General features: G+C 63.5%; 22 protein-coding genes. 19 read left to right on the top strand and 3 right to left on the bottom strand.

What is annotated here, in order from left to right:
* From ACZO3G_RS11695 to ACZO3G_RS11610, 18 genes are all read left to right on the top strand, one after another.
* Nucleotides 1-1,521 (top strand): InlB B-repeat-containing protein (locus tag ACZO3G_RS11695; RefSeq protein ID WP_418706606.1); only part of this gene is annotated, 1,521 nt, incomplete at its 5' end.
* A gap of 233 nt (nt 1,522-1,754) precedes the next feature.
* Nucleotides 1,755-2,426, top strand: a complete 672-nt coding sequence (locus tag ACZO3G_RS11690; protein WP_172439265.1) for a 4-carboxy-4-hydroxy-2-oxoadipate aldolase/oxaloacetate decarboxylase — start codon at nt 1,755-1,757, stop codon at nt 2,424-2,426.
* 150 nt (nt 2,427-2,576) lie between these two features.
* On the top strand, nt 2,577-3,269 hold the full coding sequence (locus ACZO3G_RS11685) for a GntR family transcriptional regulator (protein ID WP_101552061.1): 693 nt from the start codon (nt 2,577-2,579) through the stop codon (nt 3,267-3,269).
* Nucleotides 3,270-3,426: 157 nt separating this feature from the next.
* Nucleotides 3,427-4,305 carry an NAD(P)-dependent oxidoreductase gene (locus tag ACZO3G_RS11680; protein WP_276872519.1) on the top strand — a complete coding sequence of 293 codons (879 nt, stop codon included), beginning with the start codon at nt 3,427-3,429 and terminating at the stop codon, nt 4,303-4,305.
* A gap of 11 nt (nt 4,306-4,316) precedes the next feature.
* Nucleotides 4,317-5,738, top strand: coding sequence for an L-serine ammonia-lyase, iron-sulfur-dependent, subunit alpha (locus ACZO3G_RS11675; protein WP_101552056.1), 1,422 nt, complete (start codon nt 4,317-4,319; stop codon nt 5,736-5,738).
* Between the two features lie 127 nt (nt 5,739-5,865).
* Nucleotides 5,866-7,134 carry a nickel pincer cofactor-dependent isomerase, group 22 gene (locus tag ACZO3G_RS11670; RefSeq protein WP_276872518.1) on the top strand — a complete coding sequence of 423 codons (1,269 nt, stop codon included), beginning with the start codon at nt 5,866-5,868 and terminating at the stop codon, nt 7,132-7,134.
* A gap of 73 nt (nt 7,135-7,207) precedes the next feature.
* The gene (locus ACZO3G_RS11665) at nt 7,208-7,990 is read left to right on the top strand and encodes a 3-ketoacyl-ACP reductase (protein WP_207654192.1); all 783 of its coding nucleotides are present in this window, start codon (nt 7,208-7,210) and stop codon (nt 7,988-7,990) included.
* A gap of 88 nt (nt 7,991-8,078) precedes the next feature.
* Nucleotides 8,079-9,197 carry a sugar ABC transporter substrate-binding protein gene (locus ACZO3G_RS11660; RefSeq protein WP_101552050.1) on the top strand — a complete coding sequence of 373 codons (1,119 nt, stop codon included), beginning with the start codon at nt 8,079-8,081 and terminating at the stop codon, nt 9,195-9,197.
* 177 nt (nt 9,198-9,374) lie between these two features.
* A complete protein-coding gene (locus ACZO3G_RS11655) occupies nt 9,375-10,907 on the top strand; it encodes a sugar ABC transporter ATP-binding protein (protein WP_276872517.1) in 1,533 nt (510 codons plus the stop codon).
* Nucleotides 10,876-11,868 (top strand): ABC transporter permease, encoded by a 993-nt coding sequence (locus ACZO3G_RS11650; RefSeq protein ID WP_101552047.1) that lies wholly within the window; start codon nt 10,876-10,878, stop codon nt 11,866-11,868. The genes ACZO3G_RS11655 and ACZO3G_RS11650 overlap by 32 nt, the downstream gene beginning before the upstream one ends.
* A 30-nt stretch (nt 11,869-11,898) precedes the next feature.
* Nucleotides 11,899-12,963, top strand: coding sequence for an alcohol dehydrogenase (locus ACZO3G_RS11645; protein ID WP_242970866.1), 1,065 nt, complete (start codon nt 11,899-11,901; stop codon nt 12,961-12,963).
* Nucleotides 12,964-12,996: 33 nt separating this feature from the next.
* Nucleotides 12,997-13,587 carry an amino acid synthesis family protein gene (locus ACZO3G_RS11640; RefSeq protein ID WP_101552045.1) on the top strand — a complete coding sequence of 197 codons (591 nt, stop codon included), beginning with the start codon at nt 12,997-12,999 and terminating at the stop codon, nt 13,585-13,587.
* A 20-nt stretch (nt 13,588-13,607) separates the two neighbouring features.
* The gene (locus ACZO3G_RS11635) at nt 13,608-14,192 is read left to right on the top strand and encodes an amino acid synthesis family protein (protein ID WP_276872516.1); all 585 of its coding nucleotides are present in this window, start codon (nt 13,608-13,610) and stop codon (nt 14,190-14,192) included.
* A gap of 13 nt (nt 14,193-14,205) precedes the next feature.
* Nucleotides 14,206-15,381, top strand: a complete 1,176-nt coding sequence (locus ACZO3G_RS11630) for an amidohydrolase family protein (protein WP_276872515.1) — start codon at nt 14,206-14,208, stop codon at nt 15,379-15,381.
* A gap of 13 nt (nt 15,382-15,394) precedes the next feature.
* Entirely contained in the window at nt 15,395-16,030 is a 636-nt protein-coding gene (locus ACZO3G_RS11625) for a cysteine hydrolase family protein (RefSeq protein ID WP_101552039.1), read from the top strand.
* Between the two features lie 37 nt (nt 16,031-16,067).
* Nucleotides 16,068-16,733, top strand: coding sequence for an RraA family protein (locus ACZO3G_RS11620; protein ID WP_276872514.1), 666 nt, complete (start codon nt 16,068-16,070; stop codon nt 16,731-16,733).
* A gap of 38 nt (nt 16,734-16,771) precedes the next feature.
* Complete coding sequence (locus ACZO3G_RS11615) at nt 16,772-17,440, top strand: RraA family protein (RefSeq protein WP_101552036.1); 669 nt, start codon at nt 16,772-16,774, stop codon at nt 17,438-17,440.
* Between the two features lie 22 nt (nt 17,441-17,462).
* On the top strand, nt 17,463-18,407 hold the full coding sequence (locus ACZO3G_RS11610) for an NAD(P)-dependent oxidoreductase (protein WP_276872513.1): 945 nt from the start codon (nt 17,463-17,465) through the stop codon (nt 18,405-18,407).
* 78 nt (nt 18,408-18,485) lie between these two features.
* Here the strand turns inward: ACZO3G_RS11610 and deoC are convergent, their stop codons facing one another.
* The 3 genes from deoC to ACZO3G_RS11595 all read right to left on the bottom strand — a co-directional run bounded on the left by deoC (nt 18,486) and on the right by ACZO3G_RS11595 (nt 20,952).
* Complete coding sequence (gene deoC, locus ACZO3G_RS11605; protein WP_277138445.1) at nt 18,486-19,130, bottom strand: deoxyribose-phosphate aldolase; 645 nt, start codon at nt 19,128-19,130, stop codon at nt 18,486-18,488.
* A gap of 35 nt (nt 19,131-19,165) precedes the next feature.
* Complete coding sequence (locus tag ACZO3G_RS11600) at nt 19,166-19,942, bottom strand: DeoR/GlpR family DNA-binding transcription regulator (RefSeq protein ID WP_276872511.1); 777 nt, start codon at nt 19,940-19,942, stop codon at nt 19,166-19,168.
* A 158-nt stretch (nt 19,943-20,100) separates the two neighbouring features.
* Complete coding sequence (locus ACZO3G_RS11595; protein ID WP_276872510.1) at nt 20,101-20,952, bottom strand: glycoside hydrolase family 25 protein; 852 nt, start codon at nt 20,950-20,952, stop codon at nt 20,101-20,103.
* A 455-nt stretch (nt 20,953-21,407) separates the two neighbouring features.
* On the opposite strand from ACZO3G_RS11595, the gene ACZO3G_RS11590 reads away from it, so the two are divergent.
* Nucleotides 21,408-21,776 (top strand): hypothetical protein (locus ACZO3G_RS11590; RefSeq protein ID WP_486847224.1); only part of this gene is annotated, 369 nt, incomplete at its 3' end.

Raw genomic sequence — 21,776 nt, 5'->3', positions numbered from 1 at the left:
ACGATCAGCGTTGCCAAGACAAACGGCGGGAACGTCTCGTCGGGCGATATGGTTGACGATGGGACTCAGATCACGATTACCGCGACTGCGGGACAGGGCTATACGCTTACGCCCGATTCGATCCAAGTAAACGGCGTAAAAATCACCGGTTCTACCTACACGGTGGACAAAGAGATCACATCGATTACGGCCGCATTTGTTAAGGATCCGGTTCCCGTCGTGACCCATGCCGTCAAGTGGAAGACAGACAGTAACGGCAGCATCAAGGTGACGGTAAACGGTACTGAGATCAAGAGCGGCGACCAAGTCGCGAAAGATGCGAAATTTACCGTTACGGCAACGCCGGATAACGGCTATGTGCTCGATAAGCTCACGGTCACCGGAGCAACACAGGACGGCGATACTTCCACCTATACAGTTGGAACTTCTGATGTCGATATTTCTGCGACCTTCAAGTATAATGGAGGCACTTCCGTTCCGTCGTATGTCTACCGCCCCATCGGCGTCTACGACGACGACGGCGACTGGCTGGAGGATAATTCCGGCAGCAGCTTCCCGCGGCCTTCCAGCGACGGCAAGGTCGTGCTCGACGGCGTGCTCCCGAACCAGACCTTCTATATCAAGCTGGGCGATGCGGGCAACGACTACGTCACCGAGTTGAGCGGCGGCGGCAAGGCCCGCGCGAGCCAGCTTGTCGACGACAACCTCTTCAAGATCTCGGTCGACAAGGACGGCGACGGCAAGTCCCTCATCAGCAAGATCGAGCAGGTGGAGGAGAAGCGCCTGGGCGGCATGACCCGCGCCAGCTACCTGAAGGTCACGCTGAAGGACATGACTTCGACCGACGAGCGCAAGGCGAACGCCGAGATCGAATTCAAGGCGAAAAAGGATAAGGACGGCAGCTGGAAGAAGGGCGAAACCGCCATCCTGAACCTCAACATGTGGATCAGCAACAAGAAGGTTTCCGGCTCAGACGGCGACGCTGACACGGGCGAGAAAATCTACTTCAGCCCCGAGGCCAACGAGAACAACGTCCTCATCTGGGGCGACGACCGCGCGGCGCTCGAGTTCACCGCCGACGACGACGCGAAGGACTTCTACGCGCGCCTGTCCACCAAGTCGATGAGCGACATCTATTCCGAGTACGGCGATCCCGTCGACGCAGACCTGTGGTTCTATGACTTCGTCGGCAACCCGAGCATCCCCTCGACCTCCCGCGCCTATCTGACGCTGGGCATCCCGTGGGACGATGACGACGACTACACCCCCAATCCGCACGACGTCTATATCTACCGCCTCGACAAGGACGGCTACCTCGAGGACGTGACCGCGATGTTCACCTACTCGGAAGACGACCGCGAGATCGAGGGCTGGACCACCCGGACCCGGACGCTCGGCACCTACATCGTCTCGGACACCGAGCTGGATATCGACAGCTACTATGACGACGATGACGATACCGAGGTCCCGTCGATCGACGTTTCCAACAACCAGAAGCCGGTCCCGAACACCGGCCGTTAAATCAAAAATCTCTTCCGAAAGGCCCCGCGGGCATTGCCCGCGGGGCCTTTTTACGTCTTGCCGCGAAAAAATAGAACCGTGTCAACAGAGAGAATCTGACCGAATTTATGTGCATATTGCCAAAATGAATTCCCTTGACACGGGATATTTTGTGTGCTATATTCATAGTAGATTGTCGACATAATTTATACTCTATGACGACGAAGAGAATACCGAGAAGGGTGGGGTATCAATTGACGCACATCAGAAGGGACGTCCCGCGCTGCGATCCCGCGTTGCTGCGCGCATACGAGGGACAGGCGGCCGCGACCGTCCATGAGGCGATGGGCCGCAGGGGCGCGCTCGATCCCGCGATCAAACCGCTCGCGGCGGATATGACCGTCTGCGGCCGCGCGCTCACCGTGCGTTGCCACACGGGCGACAACCTGATGCTTGTCAAGGCGGTCAGCATGGCTGGCCCCGGCGACGTCATCGTCGCGGACATGGGCTCGGCGGTCGCTTCGGGGCCGTTCGGCGAGGTGCTGGCGGTGGAGTGCATGGCGCGCGGCGCTGCCGGCCTGGTGGTGTCCTGTACCGTACGCGACAGCCGCGAGATCATCCGGATGGGCTTCCCCGTCTTTTCCGCCGGGCTCTGCGTGCGCGGGACCGCCAAGGCGACGCTCGGCACGATCAACCACCCCATCTGCATCGGCGGCGAGATTGTCCGGCCGGGCGACCTCATCGTCGGGGATGCGGACGGCGTCGTGGTGGTCCCGCTGGAGGAGGCGCCGGACATCCTGCGGCTCGCCGAGGAACGGACGGCCAAGGAGGCGGCCGTTATGGACCGGCTCCGCGCGGGGGAATCGCTCTTTGACATCTACGGGTACCAGAGGGTGTTCGACTCGCTGCACTGTGTGGAAGAATAAGGGCTTTTCTGCATACGATTTGTCGAAAATGTTTCGTTCCAGTGTATGATCAGATTGTACAGTGTGAAGATTTATAGTATAATAATACTTTAAGGTGCTTGTCTTCGCATGGATCATCTATGAGCGCAAGTTACATTGGAGGGAATAAACATGGCAGACAGATCGACAGGAGCGGCCGGACGGGCGTACGATTACCTTTACAGCGGGATTTTATCGGGGGAATTCCCACTCGGGTCCCCGATTGCGGAGGTGGAGATCGGCGAGGCGCTGGGCCTGAGCCGCTCTCCGGTGCGCGAGGCGCTCAAACGGATGGAGGCGGAGGGGCTGGTGTCCCATTTCCCGGGAAGGGGAACCTTTGTCACCGATATCACGCAGCGGGACCTCGAGGAGATCTTCGAGCTGCGGATCATGTTCGAGCTGCACGCCCTGCACACCGCCTGCCGGTACTTTGATGAGGAGATGCTGGACCGACTGGAACAGGCCTTTTTGGATCTGAACGAAAACTCCGACCCCCAACAGTATTATGACGCAAATCATCTGCTGCACACGTCGATTATTGCGTATGGGGGCAACAGCAGGCTGGAAAAGTTCTACGACATGCTTACGGCGCAGTTCGCGATTGTGAACCGCATTTCCGCGCGGGACCCCGAGCACTTCAACGCTTCCAAAAAGAAGCACCTGAACATTATCCGGGCGTTGAAGCAGCGGGATGAAGCAAGCGCCGAACGGTATCTTTTCCAGCATCTCAACGAGGTCCGCGACCGGACCATCAAGGAGTATTCGGAGCCGTTCCCGATCAAAAAGGCCCGCTCCCTCCCGGCCAGGCGGCTGGAAAGCGAATAGCGGCGCGCGGCGCGTCCCGAATCAAACGCGCCGCCGCCGATCTGCTTCCTCATCAGTTTCAAAAGGCGTCCCGCGCCCTCCCCGGTATCCGGGGAGCGGAGTGGGACTGGACCGGAATGAACCTGGTGGGGATATTTTTTTACAAGGGGGCTTTTCGATGAGGATCGGAATGATCGGACTGGGCGCCATGGGGCTGCCCATTGCGAAGCGGCTGCTGGGCGCGGGGCACGAGCTGTGCGCCTTTGACCTCTCCCCGCGCGCCGCGGGCGAGGCGGAAGCGGCGGGCGCGCGCATCTGCCCGACGGCGGGGGAGGCCGCCGCGGATACCGAGGTGCTTTTCTGCTCGCTGCCAAACGCGGCGATCGTCCGGTCGGTGCTCGAGGAAATCCTCGGGCGGGAGTCGATCGGCGCGTCGGTCATCGCCGACCTGAGCAGCATCGCGCCCGAATCGGCGCGGAAATTTTCCGAGATGGCCGCGGCGCGTGGGATCATCTACATGGACTGCCCGGTGAGCGGCGGGGTCGGCGGCGCGGCCGCCGGAACGCTGACCGTCATGGCGGGCGGCCCGGACCGGGCATTCCTGCGGATGCGCCCGCTCTTCGAGACGATCGGCAGGAAGATCTGCCACATCGGGCCGGTCGGCGCCGGCTCGGGCGTCAAGATGGTCAACAACTACCTGCTCGGCTGCAACATGGCGGCCGCCGCCGAGGCGCTGGTGCTCGGCGCGAAGATCGGGCTCGGGCTCGACACGATGTACGAGATCATCCGGGAGAGCTCGGGGCGCAGCTTCATCATTGAAAACAAGATCCCCAACTTCATCAAAAAGAGGTCCTTCGAGGGCGGCTTCGCGGTGGATTTGGAATACAAGGACCTGGGGCTCGCCGTCGAAACGGCAAAACAGCTCTCGATGCCGATCCCGATGGGGAGCACGGCGGTGCAGATGTTTGAGGCGGCGCGGGCCAAAGGATTCGGCAGGCAGGACATCACCTCGCTCTTAAAAATCTGGGAAGAGCTGATGGACACCGAGGTCAGATAGGGGGAGACGGCATGAAACCGGTTGCGGAGACCGCACGGGAATTGGACTACGACTATGGGCATATGACGCTGGGGGAGTGCATCCGCGTGGCGGAGGAGACCCGGATGAGCGTCGGAGAAGTGATTTTGCGGGAGGCGGTGGACAGCACCGGCCTCACCGGCGAGCAGGTCGCGGCGAGCATGGAGGAGGCGTTCGCGCACAACCTCTGCGCCGCCGGAATCGGCGCCACGACGGGCAGGAGCTTCCTGCTCGGCGCGGTGGGGCAGGACCTCGCGGCGGAGGACGGCGCGAAGATTGCCGGGGACCCGTTCGTCGACCGGATCGTTACATACACCCTCGCGGCGCAGGTGGGGAACCACACGATCGGGTTGTGCCCCTGCGCCGGCACGGGCGACGCCTGCCCCTACACCGGGTTCGTCAAGGCGGTGAAGGAGTTCTATACCGACAAGGACCTGATCACGCGGGTCATGGCCGTCATCCTCAAGATCGGCGGCATCTTCCGGGTGGGCAAGCGGACGACCGGCTGCAACATGGAGGGGATCGGCGCGGGCGCGGCGGCCTCGGCGGCCGCCTTCGTCGAGCTGGCCGGGGGGACCCCCGCCCAGATGGAGCGGGCGGTCGTGCTCGCGATCTCCCCGACGATCAGCGTGCCCTGCACCCCGCGGGTGCTCGTGCCCGGGCTGTGCGCCACCCATATCGGCGGCGGCATCCTCATCGCGCGCCTGGCAAGCCAGCTCGCGATGCACACCTCGATTCCCTCGACCGTCCCGGTGGACGTGATGATCGCCATGGCGGCGCAGTGCCATCTGGCCTCCGCGAAGCACGTCGTCCCGGTGACGATCGAATACATGGAGCCCTTCTTCAAGCACGACGAGCGGGTGGAGGCGTACATCGACCCGGCCGTGCGGGAGGCGGAGAAGCTGCGGCAGGAGGAGCTGATCGTCCGCGCGGCCGCTGAGAGCCGCGAGCTCGCGCGCCGCGCCAACCCGATCACCAAGCCGTTCGCGGAAGCGGTCGTCGGCGGCAGCAGCCAGGGGGTCGGTTCCCCGACCAACTGCGGGAGGATTGCGCACTTCCTGTCGGAGGGGCGGATCAAAAAGGTAAAGATCGAGCTCTATTCCGAGCTCTTCGCCCGGCGGGCGATCAACGTGCCAGGCATCCTGATGGCCGCGGTCGACGGGGCGGGCACGAGCGACGCGGACGCCTACAGGGAGATCCTCGCGGAGGTGCGGCGGCGCGGGATCGAGGTGGAAATCCTCGAGGTCGACGAGCCGTCGGTCCAGCGGGTGACGATCGAGGCGGAAAAGCAGAATTCCATGGTGGATTCCCTCAACCGCGGCGGCGCCCGGCTGGTGCTGCGGGACGCCAGCCCCAGCGTGGAGCGCGCGCGGGAGATTGCGGAGGAGCTGAACATCGTGCTGATCGACCAGTGACCCGGCGGAAGATTTTTGTGGGCGAGGCCTGTCTAAATATGTCGACATTTTGTCGATCTAAATTATACAATATTTGCAAAGAGATCAAATATCTGGAATTGGACCGCGCGGAAGGGAAGGTGACGGGATGGGCGTCGTGAACAGGCTGGTCGGCGGCATGCCGATCCCCCGGATGGTCCGGGTCCGCCAGGAATTCGACGGCGCGCACCTCGCGGACGTCGGCGGCGCGGTGCGGGAGACCCTCCGCGGGAGCGGCGTCCTGCGCGGCGTGAAGCCGGGCATGCGCGTCGCCGTCACCGCCGGGAGCCGGGGGATCACGAACATCGCCCTCATTCTCCGCACGATCACGGAAGCCCTGCGGGAGGCGGGCGCGGCCCCCTTCGTCGTGCCGGCGATGGGCAGCCACGGCGGCGCGACGGCCGAGGGACAACTCGACGTGCTGCGCAGCCTCGGAATCACCGAGGATTACCTGGGCTGCCCGGTCGAGTCCTCGATGGAGGTCCGGGAAATCGGGCGCACGCCCGACGGCCGCCCGGTGCAGATCGACGCGCGCGCCGCGGCGGCGGACGGGATCGTGGCCGTCAACCGCGTCAAGCCCCACACCTCCTTTACCGGCCCCTACGAGAGCGGGCTCATGAAGATGCTTGCCATCGGCCTTGCAAAACAGGCGGGCGCGGAGGTCTGCCACCAGGAGGGCTACGCCAACATGGCGGCGAACATCGAAAAATACGGGCGGGCGATCCTCCGCGACGCGAAGGTGCTCTTCGGCGTCGCCATCCTGGAAAACGCCTACGACCAGACCTGCGAGGTCACGGCGCTGCCCCCGGAGGAGATCGCAAAGCGGGAACCGGCGCTGCTTTTGCGGGCCAAGGCGCTCATGCCGGGAATCCTTCTTCCCAACGTCGACGTGCTGGTGGTCGACCGGATGGGCAAGAATATCAGCGGCCTCGGGATGGACCCGCATATCACCGGCTGCTTTGCCACGGGCTACGCGAGCGGGCCGCCGCGGCCGGGCAAGCTGGCCGTCCTCGACCTCACCGACGAGACCCACGGCAACGCCAACGGCATCGGCGTGGCGGACGTGACCACCCGGCGGCTGCTCGAGCGGTTCGATCCGGAGGTCACCTACCCCAACGCGATCACGGCGACCCTCACCCAGGCGGTCCGGATGCCGCTGGTCATGGACAGTCACAAACTGGCGATCCAGGCGGCGATCAAGACGGCGCCGGGGTTTGACAAGGCGCGCATCCGCATGGTGCGGTTGCGGGACACCCTGCATCTGAGCGAAATCTTCATCTCCGAGGCGATGCTCCCCGACGCGGCGGCCAACCCGCGCGTCGAGGTGCTGGGAGAACCGGAGGAGCTCTCCTTCGACGGGGAGGGCAACCTCTTTTGAACCGGTCGTTCCGGCCCAGACGGGCCCGACAATAAAGAATCCCATGCAGGAATTGACGAAAGGGGAGATGTATTTGCGAACGGAAAAAGTTGCAGTCATCACAGGCGCTACCCGGGGCATCGGGAACGCGGTCGCTCTCCAGCTGGCAAAGGACGGCTATGCGATCGTCGGATGCGGGACCATGGACCCCGCCCGGGCGGAAGGGCATATGAAGGAGATCGCGGACGCGAGTCCGGAATTCCTCTATGTGCAGGCCGACGTTTCCAGGGAGGAGGACCGCAGGAACCTGATCGACAGGACGCTCGAACGGTTCGGACGGATCGACGTGCTCGTCAACAACGCCGGGGTCGGCTCCCTGGTGCGCACGAACATCCTCGATGTGACCGAGGAGAGCCTCGACCGGGTGTTCGGCATCAACCTCAAGGGCTACCTCTTCCTGGGGCAGCTGGCCGCCAAGCAGATGATCAAACAGGTGGAGGCGGGGGACCCCGCGCCCAAGCCGGTGATCATCAACATGTCGTCCATTTCGGCGTACACCCTCTCGGTCATGCGGGGCGAATACTGCATGTCCAAGGCCGCCATCGCGATGCTGACCAAGCTGCTCGCCTTCGCGCTGGCCGACTACGGCATCAACGTCTATGAGATCCGCCCGGGCAACATCCTCAGCGACATGACCCTGCCGGTCAAGGAGCATTTCGACAAGCTGATCGCCGACGGCCTGCATCCGCTGCGCCGCTGGGGGACCGGCGAGGACTGCGCGAAGGCCGTCTCCGCGATCTGCAAGGGCTACCTGCCCTACACGACCGGCTCCGCCATCGACGTCGACGGCGGCTTCCACATGAAATGGATCGACTGAATATCCGCCGGGGCGCCCGCGGCGCGGACGTCCCGCACACAACAGCCCTCCATGCGGCGCATGGAGCTATGAAGAGGAGGCGCAAAAAATGAAAAGAAACAGACTGCTCAGCATGCTACTCGCGACGGTGCTGGTCCTGACGCTGCTTGCCGGCTGCGGTTCCGAGCCCGCCCCGGCCGCCACGCCGGAACCCGCCGCCCCCGCGTCGGAAGCCCCGGCCGCGGAGCCCGCTGCCCCGGCTGAAGAGCCCGCCGCCGAGAAGTTCGTCGTGCTCAACAGCACCAAGGGAATGGATAACCAGTACTACGTTGAGCTCGACCGGGGCGGAAAAGAAGCCGCCGCCCAGCTCGGCATGGAGTATGTGACCCTCTCCGCCGAGAACAACGAGCAGAAGCAGGTCGCCGACCTGGAGTCCGGACTGGTCACCTACCAGCCCGACCTCGTCATCATCATGCCGATGAGCCCGTCGATCGTGCCGGCGCTCTGCGATCTGTGTGAAAACGCCAAGGTCCCCTTCATCACCCTCTTCGACTACCCCGAGGGGATGGATTTCACCGCCTACGAGTACCATCTGGCCCACCTGCTGACCGACCTCTACCAGGAGGGCAAGACCGAGGCCGAGTACCTCTTTGAGGCGATGGGCGGCGAGGGCGGCATCATCGCCATCGACGGACCTGCCGGCAACACCACCGCGGTCCGCCGCCATGAGGGCCTGCTGGACGCCATGAAGGAGTATCCGGGCATCACCCTGCTGGAGTCCCAGCCCGGCGATTTCGACCGTTTCGCGGCCGCCCCGGTGTTTGAGGACATGTACATCAAGTACGGCGATCAGATTGACGGCGTATGGTGCGCCAACGACGATATGGCCATGGGCGTCATCGAGATCCTCGACGGCGTCGGCAAGCTGGGACAGGTCAAGATCAGCGGCCTGGACTGCCTGCAGGATTTCCTCGACCACATGAAGAAGGGCAACACCTGCGTCAGCCTCAGCGGCGACGCCCCCGGCATGCAGGCCCGCGCCGTCTGCTTCGGCTATGACTACCTGACCGAGGGCATCCGCCCGGTCACCGACGAAAACAAACACGCGATCTGGGATCCGCCGGTCGTGACTCCGGAAAATGTCGACGAGTACTACGACCTGTGGTATGGCTCGAAAGCCGCCGGCCGCGACTGGACCGCCGACAGCAAGGTCAAACATCCGGCATAAACGGAAACGCCGGCATCAAAAGATTCTCTGTTGCGGCAGGCATACCCCGCGTCCGCAGGGTATGCCTGCCCGCAGATCACGACATCGGAAGCCAACGCTGCTGTGCGCAGCCCCACGGCGGGCTGTGCCGGGCGGACTGCCCGGCTTCCCATCTATAGCGGGAGGAGCGTAGCAAGTATGCAACAGACCGACGACAGGCAGAGCATCCTGTCCATGCGCGGCATCCGGAAAAGTTTTGCCGGCGTCCAGGCGCTCAAGGGGGTTTCGCTGGAGCTCTATCCCGGCGAAGTCCTGGGGCTGATCGGGGAAAACGGCGCCGGCAAGAGCACCCTGATGCGCGTACTGATGGGGATTGAAAAACGAGACGCCGGGACGATCCTGTGCCACGGGGAGGAACTGAACCTGACCAAGCCGATCGAGGCCTATGAAAAGGGGATCGGGATGGTGTTCCAGGAGCAGGCGCTCTTTCCCAACCTTTCGGTGGCGGAGAACATCTTCCTCGGGCACGAGGAACATTTGCAGACGGCGGGCTTTTTGCACTGGAGCGAGATGTATCGCGAATCGAAGATGGTTTTGGAGAAGGTCGGGCTGGCGAACCTCGACCCGAGGACCCGCTTGAGCAGGCTGAGCTTTTCCCAGCGGCAGATGGTGGAGATCGCCCGGGTGCTCTATACGGCGCTGCACACCGACCGGCAGGTCATCGTGATCCTCGACGAGCCCACGGCCGTGCTCTCGCCCAGCGAGGTGGAAAACCTGTTCGCCATCATCAACTCCCTCCGGGAACAGGCCGCGTTTATCTTTATTTCGCACCATCTGGAGGAGATCGTGGAATACACCGACCGCGTGGCCGTCATGAAGGACGGCTCCAACGTGGGCGATGTCATGACCAGGGATGTGGATATCCGGATTTTGCAGGAAATGATGGTGGGACGCGAATTCTCCACCGACTTCTTCTTCGCGCAGGAGCTGCGCGTGCCGGAGGACGAGGTGGTCCTGCGGCTGGAGGGCGTTACCAACAAGGAAGTGAAGGACGTCAGCTTCAGCCTGCGCAAGGGGGAGATTCTGGGGATTGCGGGGCTGATGGGATGCGGCAAGGAGGACCTCTCCAAAATCATCTTTGGGGACTCTCCGGTGGAGAAGGGGACGATCACCGCCGCCGACGGCAGCCAGCTGGGCAACAGCATTGCCCTGGCGGTAAAGGCGGGGATCGGCTATCTGCCCAGCGACCGGCGCAATGAAGGGATTTTGGGCGTCTTATCCGTAATCACGAATACGACCATCGCCAACCTAGACAGTTTTACCAGGGCGCTTGGCTTTATCGACCAGCGCCGTGAACAGCAAGGCGTGGATGATTATATTAGCCGGCTGAAAATCAAAACCCCATCCGGCAGGACAAAAATCATGAATCTATCGGGAGGCAACCAGCAGAAGGTCATTTTGGCGCGCTGGCTGAGCCTGAAACCCCGGATTCTGCTGATGGAACAGCCCACGAGAGGCATCGACGTCGGCGCGAAGCAGGAAATTTACCGGCTGATGCGCGAACTTGCCAACGAAGGAATTTCCATTCTAGTGGTATCCGACGAAATGCCGGAGCTGATCGGGCTGTGCAACCGCATCGTCACCATGAGGCGCGGCGCCGTCACCGGCGAAATTGACTGCCAGAAGGAGGTTAAACCGAATGAAAGGGACATCATCCGCTACATCGCATAAGACCGCGCCGGCCGCCCGCCGGGAGATCGACTATTCCCTGATCATCGCGCCGGCGGCGCTGGTTGTCTGCGTAATCTTTTTTACCATCATGAACCCCCGCTTTATTTCGCTGGATAACCTGATGAATATCCTGCGCCAGGGCGGCCCGCTGTTTATCGTATCGTTCGGCCTGGTCGGGGTCATCCTGATCGGAAGCATCGACATCTCGTCCGACGGCCTGCTCAGCCTGGCCGGCGTCTCGGCGGTCATGCTGGCCAACATCGTCCAGGACGGCGGCGGCTGGCTGAGCGTGCTGCTGGGCACGGGGATCGGGCTGGTGTTCGGCGTGTTCATGGGCTTTCTGGTCTCCTATGTGCGCCTGCCCTCCTTCCTGGTCACCTACGGCACCTCGACCATCTGCCGCGGCATCGCGCTGATCGTATCGGGCGGCATCGCCCAGAACACCATGTTCGTCCAGTTCAAGAAGCTGGGGTCCGGAAGCGTCGGCTTCCTGCCGACGCTGGCGATTTTCGCGGCCGTGATCCTCATCTTCATGGTCGTCCTCACGACCAAGACCAAGTACGGCCGGTCGCTGTATGCCATGGGCAGCAACGAGCGGGTGGCCGGGCTGTGCGGCCTGCCGACCCGCAAATATAAGATGATCGCCTTTACCGTAGCGGGCGCCTGCACCGGGCTCGCGGGCGTGCTGATGAGCGCGCGTCTGGGCGCGGGCACCCATTCCCAGGGCCAGGGCATGTCGCTCGACGCGATCGCCGCCGTGGTCATGGGCGGCACCTCCCTCAGCGGCGGCAAGGGCAGCGTCACCCGCACCATCACCGGCGTGTTCGTCATCCTGATGCTCAACAACGGCCTGAACCTGATGGGCGTCTCGCCCCACGTCCAGATCCTCGTCAAGGGCATCGTCGTGATCCTCGCCGTGGCCGCCTCCTCCGACTGGAAGAGCAAGGACATCGTCAAGTAACCGCAGACAACGCGGAAGGGGGAGATTTTTATGAAAGACACCATGAAGGCGGTCGTCTTCAAGGAGCTGGGCTCGGTGGTCCTGGAGGACCGCCCGGTCCCCGCAATCCTGCACCCGAAGGACGCGATCGTCCGGGTGACGCTCGCGGCGATCTGCTCGAGCGACATCCACATCAAGCGCGGCATGATCGCGAAGGCGAAGGAGGGGGTCATCCTCGGCCATGAGATGGTCGGGGAAGTCGTCGAGACGGGAAGCGGGGTCGAAAAATTCCACAAGGGCGACCGCGTGACCGTCAACAACGAGACCTTCTGCGGCGAGTGCTTCTTCTGCCGCCGCGGATACGTCAACAACTGCTCGATGGAGGGGGGCGGCTGGGCGCTCGGCTGCCGCATCGACGGCGGGCAGGCGGAATATGTGCGCGTGCCCTACGCGGACAACGGCCTCAACCACATCCCCGACGCGGTGTCGGACGAGGCGGCGCTGCTCGTCGGCGACGTGCTCGCCACCGGGTTCTGGGCCGCGGAGATCGCGGAGATCAGCCCGGCGGAGACGGTCGCGGTGATCGGCGCGGGACCCACCGGGCTCTGCACGGCGATGTGCGCGCGGCTCTATTCCCCGGCGCGGCTCGCCGTCATCGACGTGTCCGACGAGCGGCTCGAGTTCGCGAAGGCGCACGGGCTCGCCGACCTCACGATCAACCCCCTCCGGGAGGACCCGCTCGAAATCGTGCGCGGCCTCACCGACGGACGGGGGGCCGACCGGGTCTTCGAGGTCGCGGGCGGGCGCAACACCTTCGAGATGGCGTGGCGGCTCGCGCGGTGCAGCGGGACGGTCTGCCTCGTGGCCCACTACGAGGAGGACCCCCAGAAGCTGCCCCTGCGGGAGATGTACGGCAAGAACCTCGTCTTTAAGACGGGCGGGGTCCACGCGAACGCCTGCGCCAAGACCCTCTCGCTCATCGAGGCGGGCATGCTCGACACCCGCCCGCTCATCACCCACCGGATCCCGCTCGACGACGCGCTCGAGGGATACCGGCTGTTTGAAGCGCAGGAGGACCATGTGATCAAGGTCGCCATCACGCCCCGCAGGGGATGAGGACGGGACCCGAAACGGAAAAGGAGGTTCGGTATGGCAACGGAACCCAACATCAGGAAACTTGTCGTCTTCCGGGAGACGATCCGCAGCGAGGGAGGCTGTGAGCTGGAAAAGCCGCTCAGGAAGTGCGCGGCCGCCGCGGTCATCAAAAATCCCTACGCGGGGGCCTACCAGGAGGATTTGACCCTGCTCATGGAGTACGGGGAATACCTGGGCGGCTACCTGACCCAAAAGGCGGTGGAGGCGATGGGGATCGATCCGTCGGAGGTCCACAGCTTCGGCAAGGCGTGCATCGTCGGGCTGGACGGCGAGCACGAGCACGCCGCCGCGCTGATGCACCCGCGCCTGGGCGCGCCGATGCGCGCCTACCTCGGGGCGGGCAAGGCGGTCATCCCGTCGGCCAAGAAGATCGCGGCCCCGGGCGCGACGCTCGACGTGCCGCTGCTCCACAAGGACGCGATGCTCGTGCGCTCCCACTACGACGCGATCACCATCCGCATCCCCGACGCGCCCCACGCCGACGAGGTCGTCGTCGCCGTCGCGTTCACGACGGGCGGCAGGCCCCACGCGCGCATCGGCGGCGTTTCGGCGGAAGGGATCAAGGGACAGAATGGGCTCGATTAGAGCGGAAAGGGCGTGATCGGATGAAACCATATGTGCGCAAGGAAGTTGTAATCATCGACGAGATCCGCGCGGAGATCGGCAGGCCCCTGCCCGTGCCGCTGCGCAAATGCGCCTCGGTGGCGATCGTGGAGAACCTCTTCGCGGGGAAGCGGGTGGAGGACCTCTCCCTCTACGGCGAATACGGCGAATGGCTCGGAAGGCTGCTGGTCGAAAACGCCCTCGAGGCGCTCGGCGTGGGCCCGGAGGAGATCCAGAGCTACGGCAAGGCCGTGGTGACGGGGCTCGCGGGGGAGCAGGAGCACGGCTCGGCGCTCCTCCACATCGCCTTCGACGGGCCGGTGCGGGAGGCGCTCCGGGACACCCTCTCGATCATCCCGTCGACCGAAAAGGCGGGTCCCGCGGGCTGCTCGGTCGACGTGCCGCTGCACAGCAAGCGGGCCGTCAAGGTGCGGACCCACTACGACGCGATGGAGGTCTCCGTCGCGGACGGCCCAAGGCCCGATGAAATCATGGTGGTGCTCTGCCTGACCACCGGCTCCCGCCCCTTCCCGCGCGTGGGCGGCCTGCTGCTCGACCAGGTCAAGGGCGTGGACGGCGTGAGCTGAGGAGGAATGTGAGATGCCTGATCTGATTATCACCAACATCGGTACCCTCGTAAGCGGCGACTGGGAGCACCCGGTCCTCGACTGCGACACCGTCGCCATCCGCGGCGGGCTGATCGACGCGGTAGGCGGCGCGGAGCTGCTCTCCCGCTACCCGGACGCGCAGGTGCTCGACGCGATGGGGGTCACGGTGGCCCCCGGGCTGATCGATTCCCACTGCCACCCCTGCGTGGGGGACTATACCTTCCGCCAGAAGGCGGCGGACTTCCTCGAAAGCGAGGTGCACGGCGGGGTCACGACGATGATTTCGGCGGGGGAGCCCCACTTCCCCGGACGGCCGAAGGACGCCGCCGGTGCGAAGGCGCAGGCGATCTTCCTCTCCAAGTGCTTCCGGAACCAGTCGCCGCTGGGCGCGAAGATTCACGGCGGCGCGCTGATTCTGGAGCAGGGACTCGTGGAAGCGGACTTCGCCGAGATGGCGCGCGAGGGGGTGTGGCTCGTCGGGGAGATCGGGCTCGGCTCGGTCAAATCCCCGGCCGACGCGGCCCCCCTCGTCGAGATCGCCAAGAGGTACGGCTTCAGGGTCGCGATGCACACGGGCGGCACCTCGATCCCCGGCAGCTCGCCGGTGAGCGCCGACGACGTCATCCGCACCGGGCCGACGGTCGCCTCCCACTGCAACGGCGGCCCCACCTCGATCTCCACGGCGGAGGCGGAGCGGATCATCCGGGAGAGCGACGCGGCGGTCGAGATCGTCCAGTGCGGCAACTACCGCATGACCAACTTCATCCTCGAGACGGCGGGGAAGCTCGGCCAGTGGGGCCGCGTCATCTTCGGGAACGACGCGCCCTCCGGCACCGGCATGATCCCGCTGGGCATCCTCCGCAACGTCTGCTACGCCAGCAGCGTCTGCGGCGTGCCCCCGGCGGTCGCCGTCGCGATGGCGGCGGGCAACACCGCCCGCGTCTTCGGGCTCAACACCGGCGTGATCGCGCCCGGCCGGGAGGCGGACCTCGTCTGTCTCGACGCGCCGATCGGCTCGGTCGCGGACACCGCCCTCGGCGCGATCGAGGCGGGGGACATCCCCGGCGTGACCTATGTGATCATCAACGGCAGGGTCGCGGTGGTCAAGAGCCGCAACACCCCGCCGGGAAACCGGACGCCCCGGCCGGCTGGCCAAAACGACGCCTGAGGAGGACGGACAGATGGGAAAAGGCTTCAGCGACTACTATACCAACCGCGAAAAGGCCCTCGACCTCAAAAAGAGCGCGGTGCTGATCGTGGATATGATGAACGACTTCTGCAAGCCGGGCGGCCGCATGGTGCTGGAGGACGGCTACCTGATCGTGGAGCCGATCCAGCGGCTGGTCGCCGCCGCCCGCGCGCACAAGATCCCCATCGTGTGGATCTGCCAGAAATACCGGATGGACAAATACGACAAGGTGACGGAAAAGCGGGTCGGCACCTGCTATGAGGGCACCTGGGGCGCCGAGCAGATCGACGAGCTGCCCATCCTGCCGGAGGACTACGTGGTCAACAAGCGCCGCTACAGCGGCTTCTTCCAGACCGACCTCGACCTCACGCTGCGGGACATGGGCTGTGAAAAGGTGATCGTCGGCGGCGCGGTGACCAACATCTGCGTGCGCGGCACGGTGGCCGACGCCTTCCAGCTCGACTACGAGGTGTTCGTGCCGAAGGACTGCGTGCGCGCCACGAGCGAGCGGGAGCAGGAGTCCCAGCTGTGGGACTTCGAGACCCACTTCGCGACGGTGTGCACGTCGGAGGAGCTGATCGCGGCGATGGATACTCTGGAGCCGGGGGACGAGTGCCGGATCCGGTGATCCGCGCCCCCGCAAAATGATAAAGGAGCGATGTATGATGGGAAAATTGACCAAGGAGCTGCGGGAGCGGCTTGACAGGCTTTCGACGACCAACGTCTCCGACGCGCTCGACGCGCTCGGGCTCAAGGGCTCGACCTACGGCGTCAACAAGATGTACGAGGGCTGCGAAAAGATCATCGGCGAGGCCGTCACGATGAAGGTGGTCGCCGCGGGGCTCACCAAGTCGACCACCCACATGGGAGTCAACGCGATCGAGGCCGCCAAGGAGGGCGACGTCATCGTCATCGACAACGGCGGGCGCATCGACGTCAACTGCTGGGGCGGCGTGCTGAGCACGGGCGCCAAATATAAGGGCGTGTCCGGCGTGGTCATCGACGGCGCCTGCCGCGACCTCGACGAGTGCATCGAGATGGGCTTCCCGGTCTACGCGCGCGCCACCATCTGCGCGACCGCCCGCGGCCGCGTGATGGAGGAGGCGACCAACGTGATGGTCTCCTTCCACGGCGTGCAGGTCCGCCCCGGCGATATCGTCATGGGCGACATCACCGGCGTGGTCTTCATCCCGCAGGAGCGGCTGGAGGACGTGGTCGCCAAGGCGGAGACGCTGCTCGAGAAGGAGGAGGCCATGTGCCGCGACATCAAGTCGGGCATGTCGATGATGGAAGTCGACAAAAAATACAACTATGAGAACATGCTGAAATGATCAGCTGGATGAAGAGAATTTGAGAGGGGCGTTCGCATATGCAAATACCGAAACTCGACCCGGCCGTCATTGAAGCCTACAAGAAGCTGGATTCCACCAGCATTTCGGACGCGCTGGACCGCCTGGGCATCCCGGGCGGGCTCTATGGGATCAAACCGGTCACGCCGGGCGTGGTCATGTGCGGCCAGGCGTTCACCGTCCGTTACGTCCCCTGCGGGGAGGTCAAGGGAACGGTGGGCGACTTCCTGGACGACGTGGAGCCGGGGCAGGTCTGCGTGCTCGACAACGGCGGCCGCGACTACTGCACCGTCTGGGGGGACATCATGGCGATGGCCGCCTCGATGAAGGAGATCGCCGGGACGCTGATCTACGGCGTCTGCCGGGATGTCAAGGACGTGCGCGCGATCCGGTACCCCATCTTCACGATGGGCTACTACATGGTCACCGGCAAGGACCGGGTGGAGGTCGCCGCGGTCAACGAGCCGGTCACCGTGGCGGGAATCAAGGTCTGCCCGGGGGATCTGATCTTCGGGGACGAGACGGGTGCCCTCGCCGTCCCCTTCGACCGCGCGGAGCAGGTGCTCGCCATCGCGCGGGAGATCGAGGAGAAGGAGGAGCGCATCCGCCAGGCGCTGAAGGAGGGTATCCCCCTGCGGGAGGCCCGGGCGCGCATGGGGTACCACCATCTCCAGACCAAAGAGGCGTAAATAAAATTGTGGAGGTTTTTCCGTGAACACAAGAGTACTCTATCTCGATAAGCTCAACGAGCACATGGAGCGGATGATCCTGGACATGTGCCCGCCCGACGTGACGCTGCGGTTTTTAAACCCCACCATCGGGGAAAAGGGAACGCCCGAGGACGCCGACTGCTTTTTCGTCACCACCTTCCGCACGACGAAGGAGATCATCGACCAGGCCCCCAACCTCCGCCTCATCCAGCGCACCGGCGTGGGCGTCGACATGGTCGACGTCGCCTACGCGAAGGAGAAGGGCATCCCCATCTCGATCTGCAAGGGCTTCAACGCCTCCTCGGTGGCGGAGCTCGCGGTGCTGGATATGCTGGCGCTCTACCGCCGCATCATCACCCTCGACCCGCTGGGCAAAAAGGGCGAGTGGCACACCTGGACCTACCGGCACGACAGCTATGAGCTGCTCGGCAAGACGGTCGGCGTGATCGGCGGCGGCACGATCGGCCGCGAGGTCATCAAGCGGGTGAAGGCGTTCGGCACCCGCGTCATCTACAGCGACGTCTTCCGGATGCCCACGGAGGAAGAGGAGAAGCTGGGATGCGAATACGTGCCCTTCGACGAGCTGATCGCCTCGGCGGACGTCATCACGATCCACGCGCCGCTTCTGGACAGCACCCGCGGCATGATCGGCCGGGAGCAGTTTGCGCGCATGAAGGATTCCGCCATCCTGATCAACACGGCGAGAAGCCAGATCGTGGACGAGACGGCCCTGCTCGAGGCGCTCCGGGAAAAGAAGATCTGGGGCGCGGCGTTCGACGTGTTCGAGCCGGACGACCCGATCTTCGGGCTGGACGAGGGGCTCAACCTCATCACAACGCCGCACATCGGCGCGGCGACCTACGACAACTACTACCGCGTCTACAAGTTCAGCCTGGAAAACGCGCAGCGGATCGGCCGCGGCGAAGAGCCGCTCTTCCTGCTCTGACATTTCCGTCGTCTCCCCATAAAAAGCGGCTCCGCAGAATCCTGCGGAGCCGCTTTTTTGATGCTGTATAAAATGAATTCAGTCGCCGAGGGCGGTGACCGCCGCGCTGGCGCCCAGCCGGTCGCAACCGTTCTCCAGGAAGAGGCGCAGGTCGGCCTCGGTGCGGATGCCGCCCGACGCCTTGATCTTTACCCGGGGCCCGATGTGCTCGCGGAAGAGGAGGACGTCGGGAAGGGTCGCGCCGCCGGTGCCGAAGCCGGTGGACGTTTTGATGTAGTCCGCGCCCGCCTCTGTGACGAGCTCGCAGAGGCGGATTTTTTCCTCCTCGGTGAGGTAGCAGGTCTCGACGATCACCTTGAGGACCTTATCCCCGGCCGCCCGCCGCAGCGCGGCGATCTCCGCGAGGACCTTGTCGTAATCGCCGTTTTTCACGTCGCCCAGGTTGACCACCATGTCCACCTCGCCGGCGCCCTCGGCGATGGCCTGCTCGGCCTCGAAGACCTTGACGGCGGTGGTGTTGTATCCGAGCGGGAACCCGATGACGGTGCAGATGTTGAGCGCGGGGAAACGCTCGTGCGCCCGCGCGACATAGGAGGGCGGGATGCAGACCGAGGCGGTGTGGTGCGCGAGCGCCTCCTCGCAGAGCTTGCGGATATCCTGCCAGGTGGAGACGGCTTTGAGCTGGGTGTGGTCGACGTGGCTGTAGATTTCCTGTTTCTCCATAATAAACCTCCGTTTTTTTGAATCGGCGAGCGAGCTCAGCCGGTATAGACGTTGACTCCGGAACTGCGGTAGAAGGCGAGGTACCTGCCGTCGGTCTCGGGGTTGGTGACGACGTTGGCGATCCGGTCGATCGCGCAGAAGTAGGCGAAGGCGCGCTTGCCGAACTTGTGGCGGTCTGCCAGCAGGTAAAAGTCCCTGGAGTTGTCCAGCAGGTGGCGGTAGAGGGGCGGCTGAAGGCGGCTGTTGATCGAGTAGCCGTATTCAAGGTCGACGCCGTTCACCGTCAGGAAGACCTTGTCAAAATAGAGCCGCCGGAGGGATTCGATCGTGTATTCGTCGAGCGTTTCGATGTAGTTGCTCCCCACATGCACGTCGCCGCCCAGCAGGATCATCGAAAGTCCCTGCGATCTGGACAGCTCGACGACCGCGTCGATGTTGGAGGTCACCACGGTGAGCCCCTTTTTGCTGCGGATATAGCGGGCCAGGAGGGTGCAGGTCTTACCCGCGCCGATAAAGATCACGTCGCCGTCTTCGACCAGGCGCGCGGCGGTTTGCGCGATCCGGTCCTTTTCGCCGTAGAAGGGGTCCTCCTCCCGCCCGTCGTCTATGGGGCGTTCGGCGGCGGGCCGGTCCCGGTTGAGCCGGGCCGCGCCGTGGGTCTTGACGATCAGCCCGCGGCTGCTCAGCGCGTTCAGGTCCCTGCGGACGGTCGCGATCGAGGAGCCGGTCACCTCCTGCAGCACGGCGGTCGGCGTGACCCCGTGCGTCCCGAGGTAGTCCAGGATGCGTTCTTCCCGTTCGGATGCATACATCTTTATCCCAGCTTTATACATGATTGATTGTGCTTAGTATAGCACCTCTGAAAAACAAAATCAATCTAAAAAGATCACAAAAAGACAACAAAATTAGAAACGATCAAAATAAATCAAAAAGGTCCCGGCCGCGAAGACGGCCGGGACCTTTTTTACATCTACGCCTCTTCGGGTTTCGCATCCGCGAGGTCGATATACCCCGTGACGTTCTGCGCGATGGGCGTGCGTTCAACGCGCGACGCGCTGTTGGTGATCCGCAGTCTGCCGTCCACGGCGATCCCGTCGTAGACCCAGTAGCGCCCGCTGACGGTGGCCGAGCGTGTCTGCGCTGTGGCGCTCGCATAGAGCGGAACGCCGTAGAGCAGCAGAGCCGTCCCGGCGGCCGGAGCCTCGGGAAGGGCGGGCTCGCCCTCCCCGCCGCCGTCCTCCGCCGCGTAGTCGCGGAAGGAGACGTCGAGGTCGACATACCCGGAGATGCCGTCCACCAGCCCGCGCGAGCTGTGCTGCCAGAGGTCCACGCCGCCCTCCAGCGAGGGCTTTTGGCTGCTCCAGTCCGCCACCCACCGCTGGACGGGCTTCAACTCCGGGAGGTCGAGCATCGTCTCAAACCAGTAGAGGCTCGAGTAGACGCCGGGGGTGAGGCCGCCCTGCGCCACCCTGCCGCAGAACGCAAGCGCGAGCCCGGTGCGCTGGTCGTTGGTCAGCGCATGCTGTCCGGCGCTCTCCATATCAAGCGAGGCGGGGTAGACGATCCGGTAGGGCTTTGCCAGCTCCAACAGAAAGGCGGCTTCCTCTTCGGCCTCGCCCGTCGTGACGGCCCGGCTGTAGAGGTAGGCCCCGACGGGGATCCCCTGCGCGGCGGCGCCCTCCATGTTTCTTGCGAAATTCGGATCGGCCGCGAGGCCGTAGCCCGCGCGGACCATTGCAAAGCCGACGCCGCCGGCTTTTACGCGCGCCCAGTCGATTTCTCCCTGCCAGACGGAGACGTCGATTCCATTTATAGCAGTCATTGAAAGACCTTCTCTCGTGGATTCAGATGGGGAAACTTCCCCGGATATCCTATGCCCCCGTGCTGGAAAGCGTTCCCGGAAGGAGTGGGGAAAAATCCGCGCAAGACTCAAAAAGCATAAATTTATATAAATTTGAAAAGATTTGTGACTAAAAAATCTGAATTATAAAAAAATTGTGAACAGAAAAGAATTTTCAAGAATGGGCTGGAAAAATCATATTGATGGAACTGGAAAATAATGATATAATCCAACTATATTGGTAACAATTTCTAATGAATTTTTATAAAATTATTGAATTGAGTGCTTATATTAACCGATTTTAGGAGGATATTTGGGAAAACAGGAACAATTATTGGATTAATATTTGGTAACAAAATATAGGAACAATTAGGGACTTTTCTTTTGGAAAGGCTTCCTTCAGAAAGTACCGGCAGGCGTCGGAGGAGGGGCGGAACATGAAATCTTTCGCGTACAATGGGGGAAAAACATGGAGAAAATCGGTCGCGCTGTTACTGACAGCTTTGATGTTGATCAGTGCGACTTCGGTTCTTTCCTACGCGGAAATGATGGACGGCAGTCTGGACGGAATGGAGACCGCCGGCACCGTTTCCGAACCGGAAAAACCGTCCGCGCCCGCGGAGGAGAGCAAGCCGGATGGGGAGCAGCCTCCTGAGAGCGGGTCCGCAAGCGGCGAAAGCCCGTCCGAGGAGCGCCGCCACAACGAGGACGATAAGGGGAGCACGGACGAATACAGCCTGACGGCGACGCAGGAGGAGGTTTTCACGGAGGACGGCCTCGCGGTGGAGATCACGGCGGTGTCGACC

The organism is Anaerotruncus sp. (assembly GCF_057433415.1).
This window is presented reverse-complemented; position numbering and strand designations above follow the sequence as displayed.

Bases quoted from the DNA above. Each gene is read 5' to 3' on its own strand.
- ACZO3G_RS11615 (WP_101552036.1), top strand. From the start codon at position 16,772: ATGCAAATACCGAAACTCGACCCGGCCGTCATTGAAGCCTACAAGAAG.
- ACZO3G_RS11660 (WP_101552050.1), top strand. From the start codon at position 8,079: ATGAAAAGAAACAGACTGCTCAGCATGCTACTCGCGACGGTGCTGGTC.
- ACZO3G_RS11675 (WP_101552056.1), top strand. From the start codon at position 4,317: ATGAAACCGGTTGCGGAGACCGCACGGGAATTGGACTACGACTATGGG.
- ACZO3G_RS11670 (WP_276872518.1), top strand. From the start codon at position 5,866: ATGGGCGTCGTGAACAGGCTGGTCGGCGGCATGCCGATCCCCCGGATG.
- ACZO3G_RS11620 (WP_276872514.1), top strand. From the start codon at position 16,068: ATGGGAAAATTGACCAAGGAGCTGCGGGAGCGGCTTGACAGGCTTTCG.
- ACZO3G_RS11600 (WP_276872511.1), bottom strand. From the start codon at position 19,942: ATGTATGCATCCGAACGGGAAGAACGCATCCTGGACTACCTCGGGACG.
- ACZO3G_RS11655 (WP_276872517.1), top strand. From the start codon at position 9,375: ATGCAACAGACCGACGACAGGCAGAGCATCCTGTCCATGCGCGGCATC.
- ACZO3G_RS11680 (WP_276872519.1), top strand. From the start codon at position 3,427: ATGAGGATCGGAATGATCGGACTGGGCGCCATGGGGCTGCCCATTGCG.
- ACZO3G_RS11635 (WP_276872516.1), top strand. From the start codon at position 13,608: ATGAAACCATATGTGCGCAAGGAAGTTGTAATCATCGACGAGATCCGC.
- ACZO3G_RS11640 (WP_101552045.1), top strand. From the start codon at position 12,997: ATGGCAACGGAACCCAACATCAGGAAACTTGTCGTCTTCCGGGAGACG.
- ACZO3G_RS11645 (WP_242970866.1), top strand. From the start codon at position 11,899: ATGAAAGACACCATGAAGGCGGTCGTCTTCAAGGAGCTGGGCTCGGTG.
- ACZO3G_RS11650 (WP_101552047.1), top strand. From the start codon at position 10,876: ATGAAAGGGACATCATCCGCTACATCGCATAAGACCGCGCCGGCCGCC.
- deoC (WP_277138445.1), bottom strand. From the start codon at position 19,130: ATGGAGAAACAGGAAATCTACAGCCACGTCGACCACACCCAGCTCAAA.
- ACZO3G_RS11685 (WP_101552061.1), top strand. From the start codon at position 2,577: ATGGCAGACAGATCGACAGGAGCGGCCGGACGGGCGTACGATTACCTT.
- ACZO3G_RS11630 (WP_276872515.1), top strand. From the start codon at position 14,206: ATGCCTGATCTGATTATCACCAACATCGGTACCCTCGTAAGCGGCGAC.
- ACZO3G_RS11595 (WP_276872510.1), bottom strand. From the start codon at position 20,952: ATGACTGCTATAAATGGAATCGACGTCTCCGTCTGGCAGGGAGAAATC.
- ACZO3G_RS11625 (WP_101552039.1), top strand. From the start codon at position 15,395: ATGGGAAAAGGCTTCAGCGACTACTATACCAACCGCGAAAAGGCCCTC.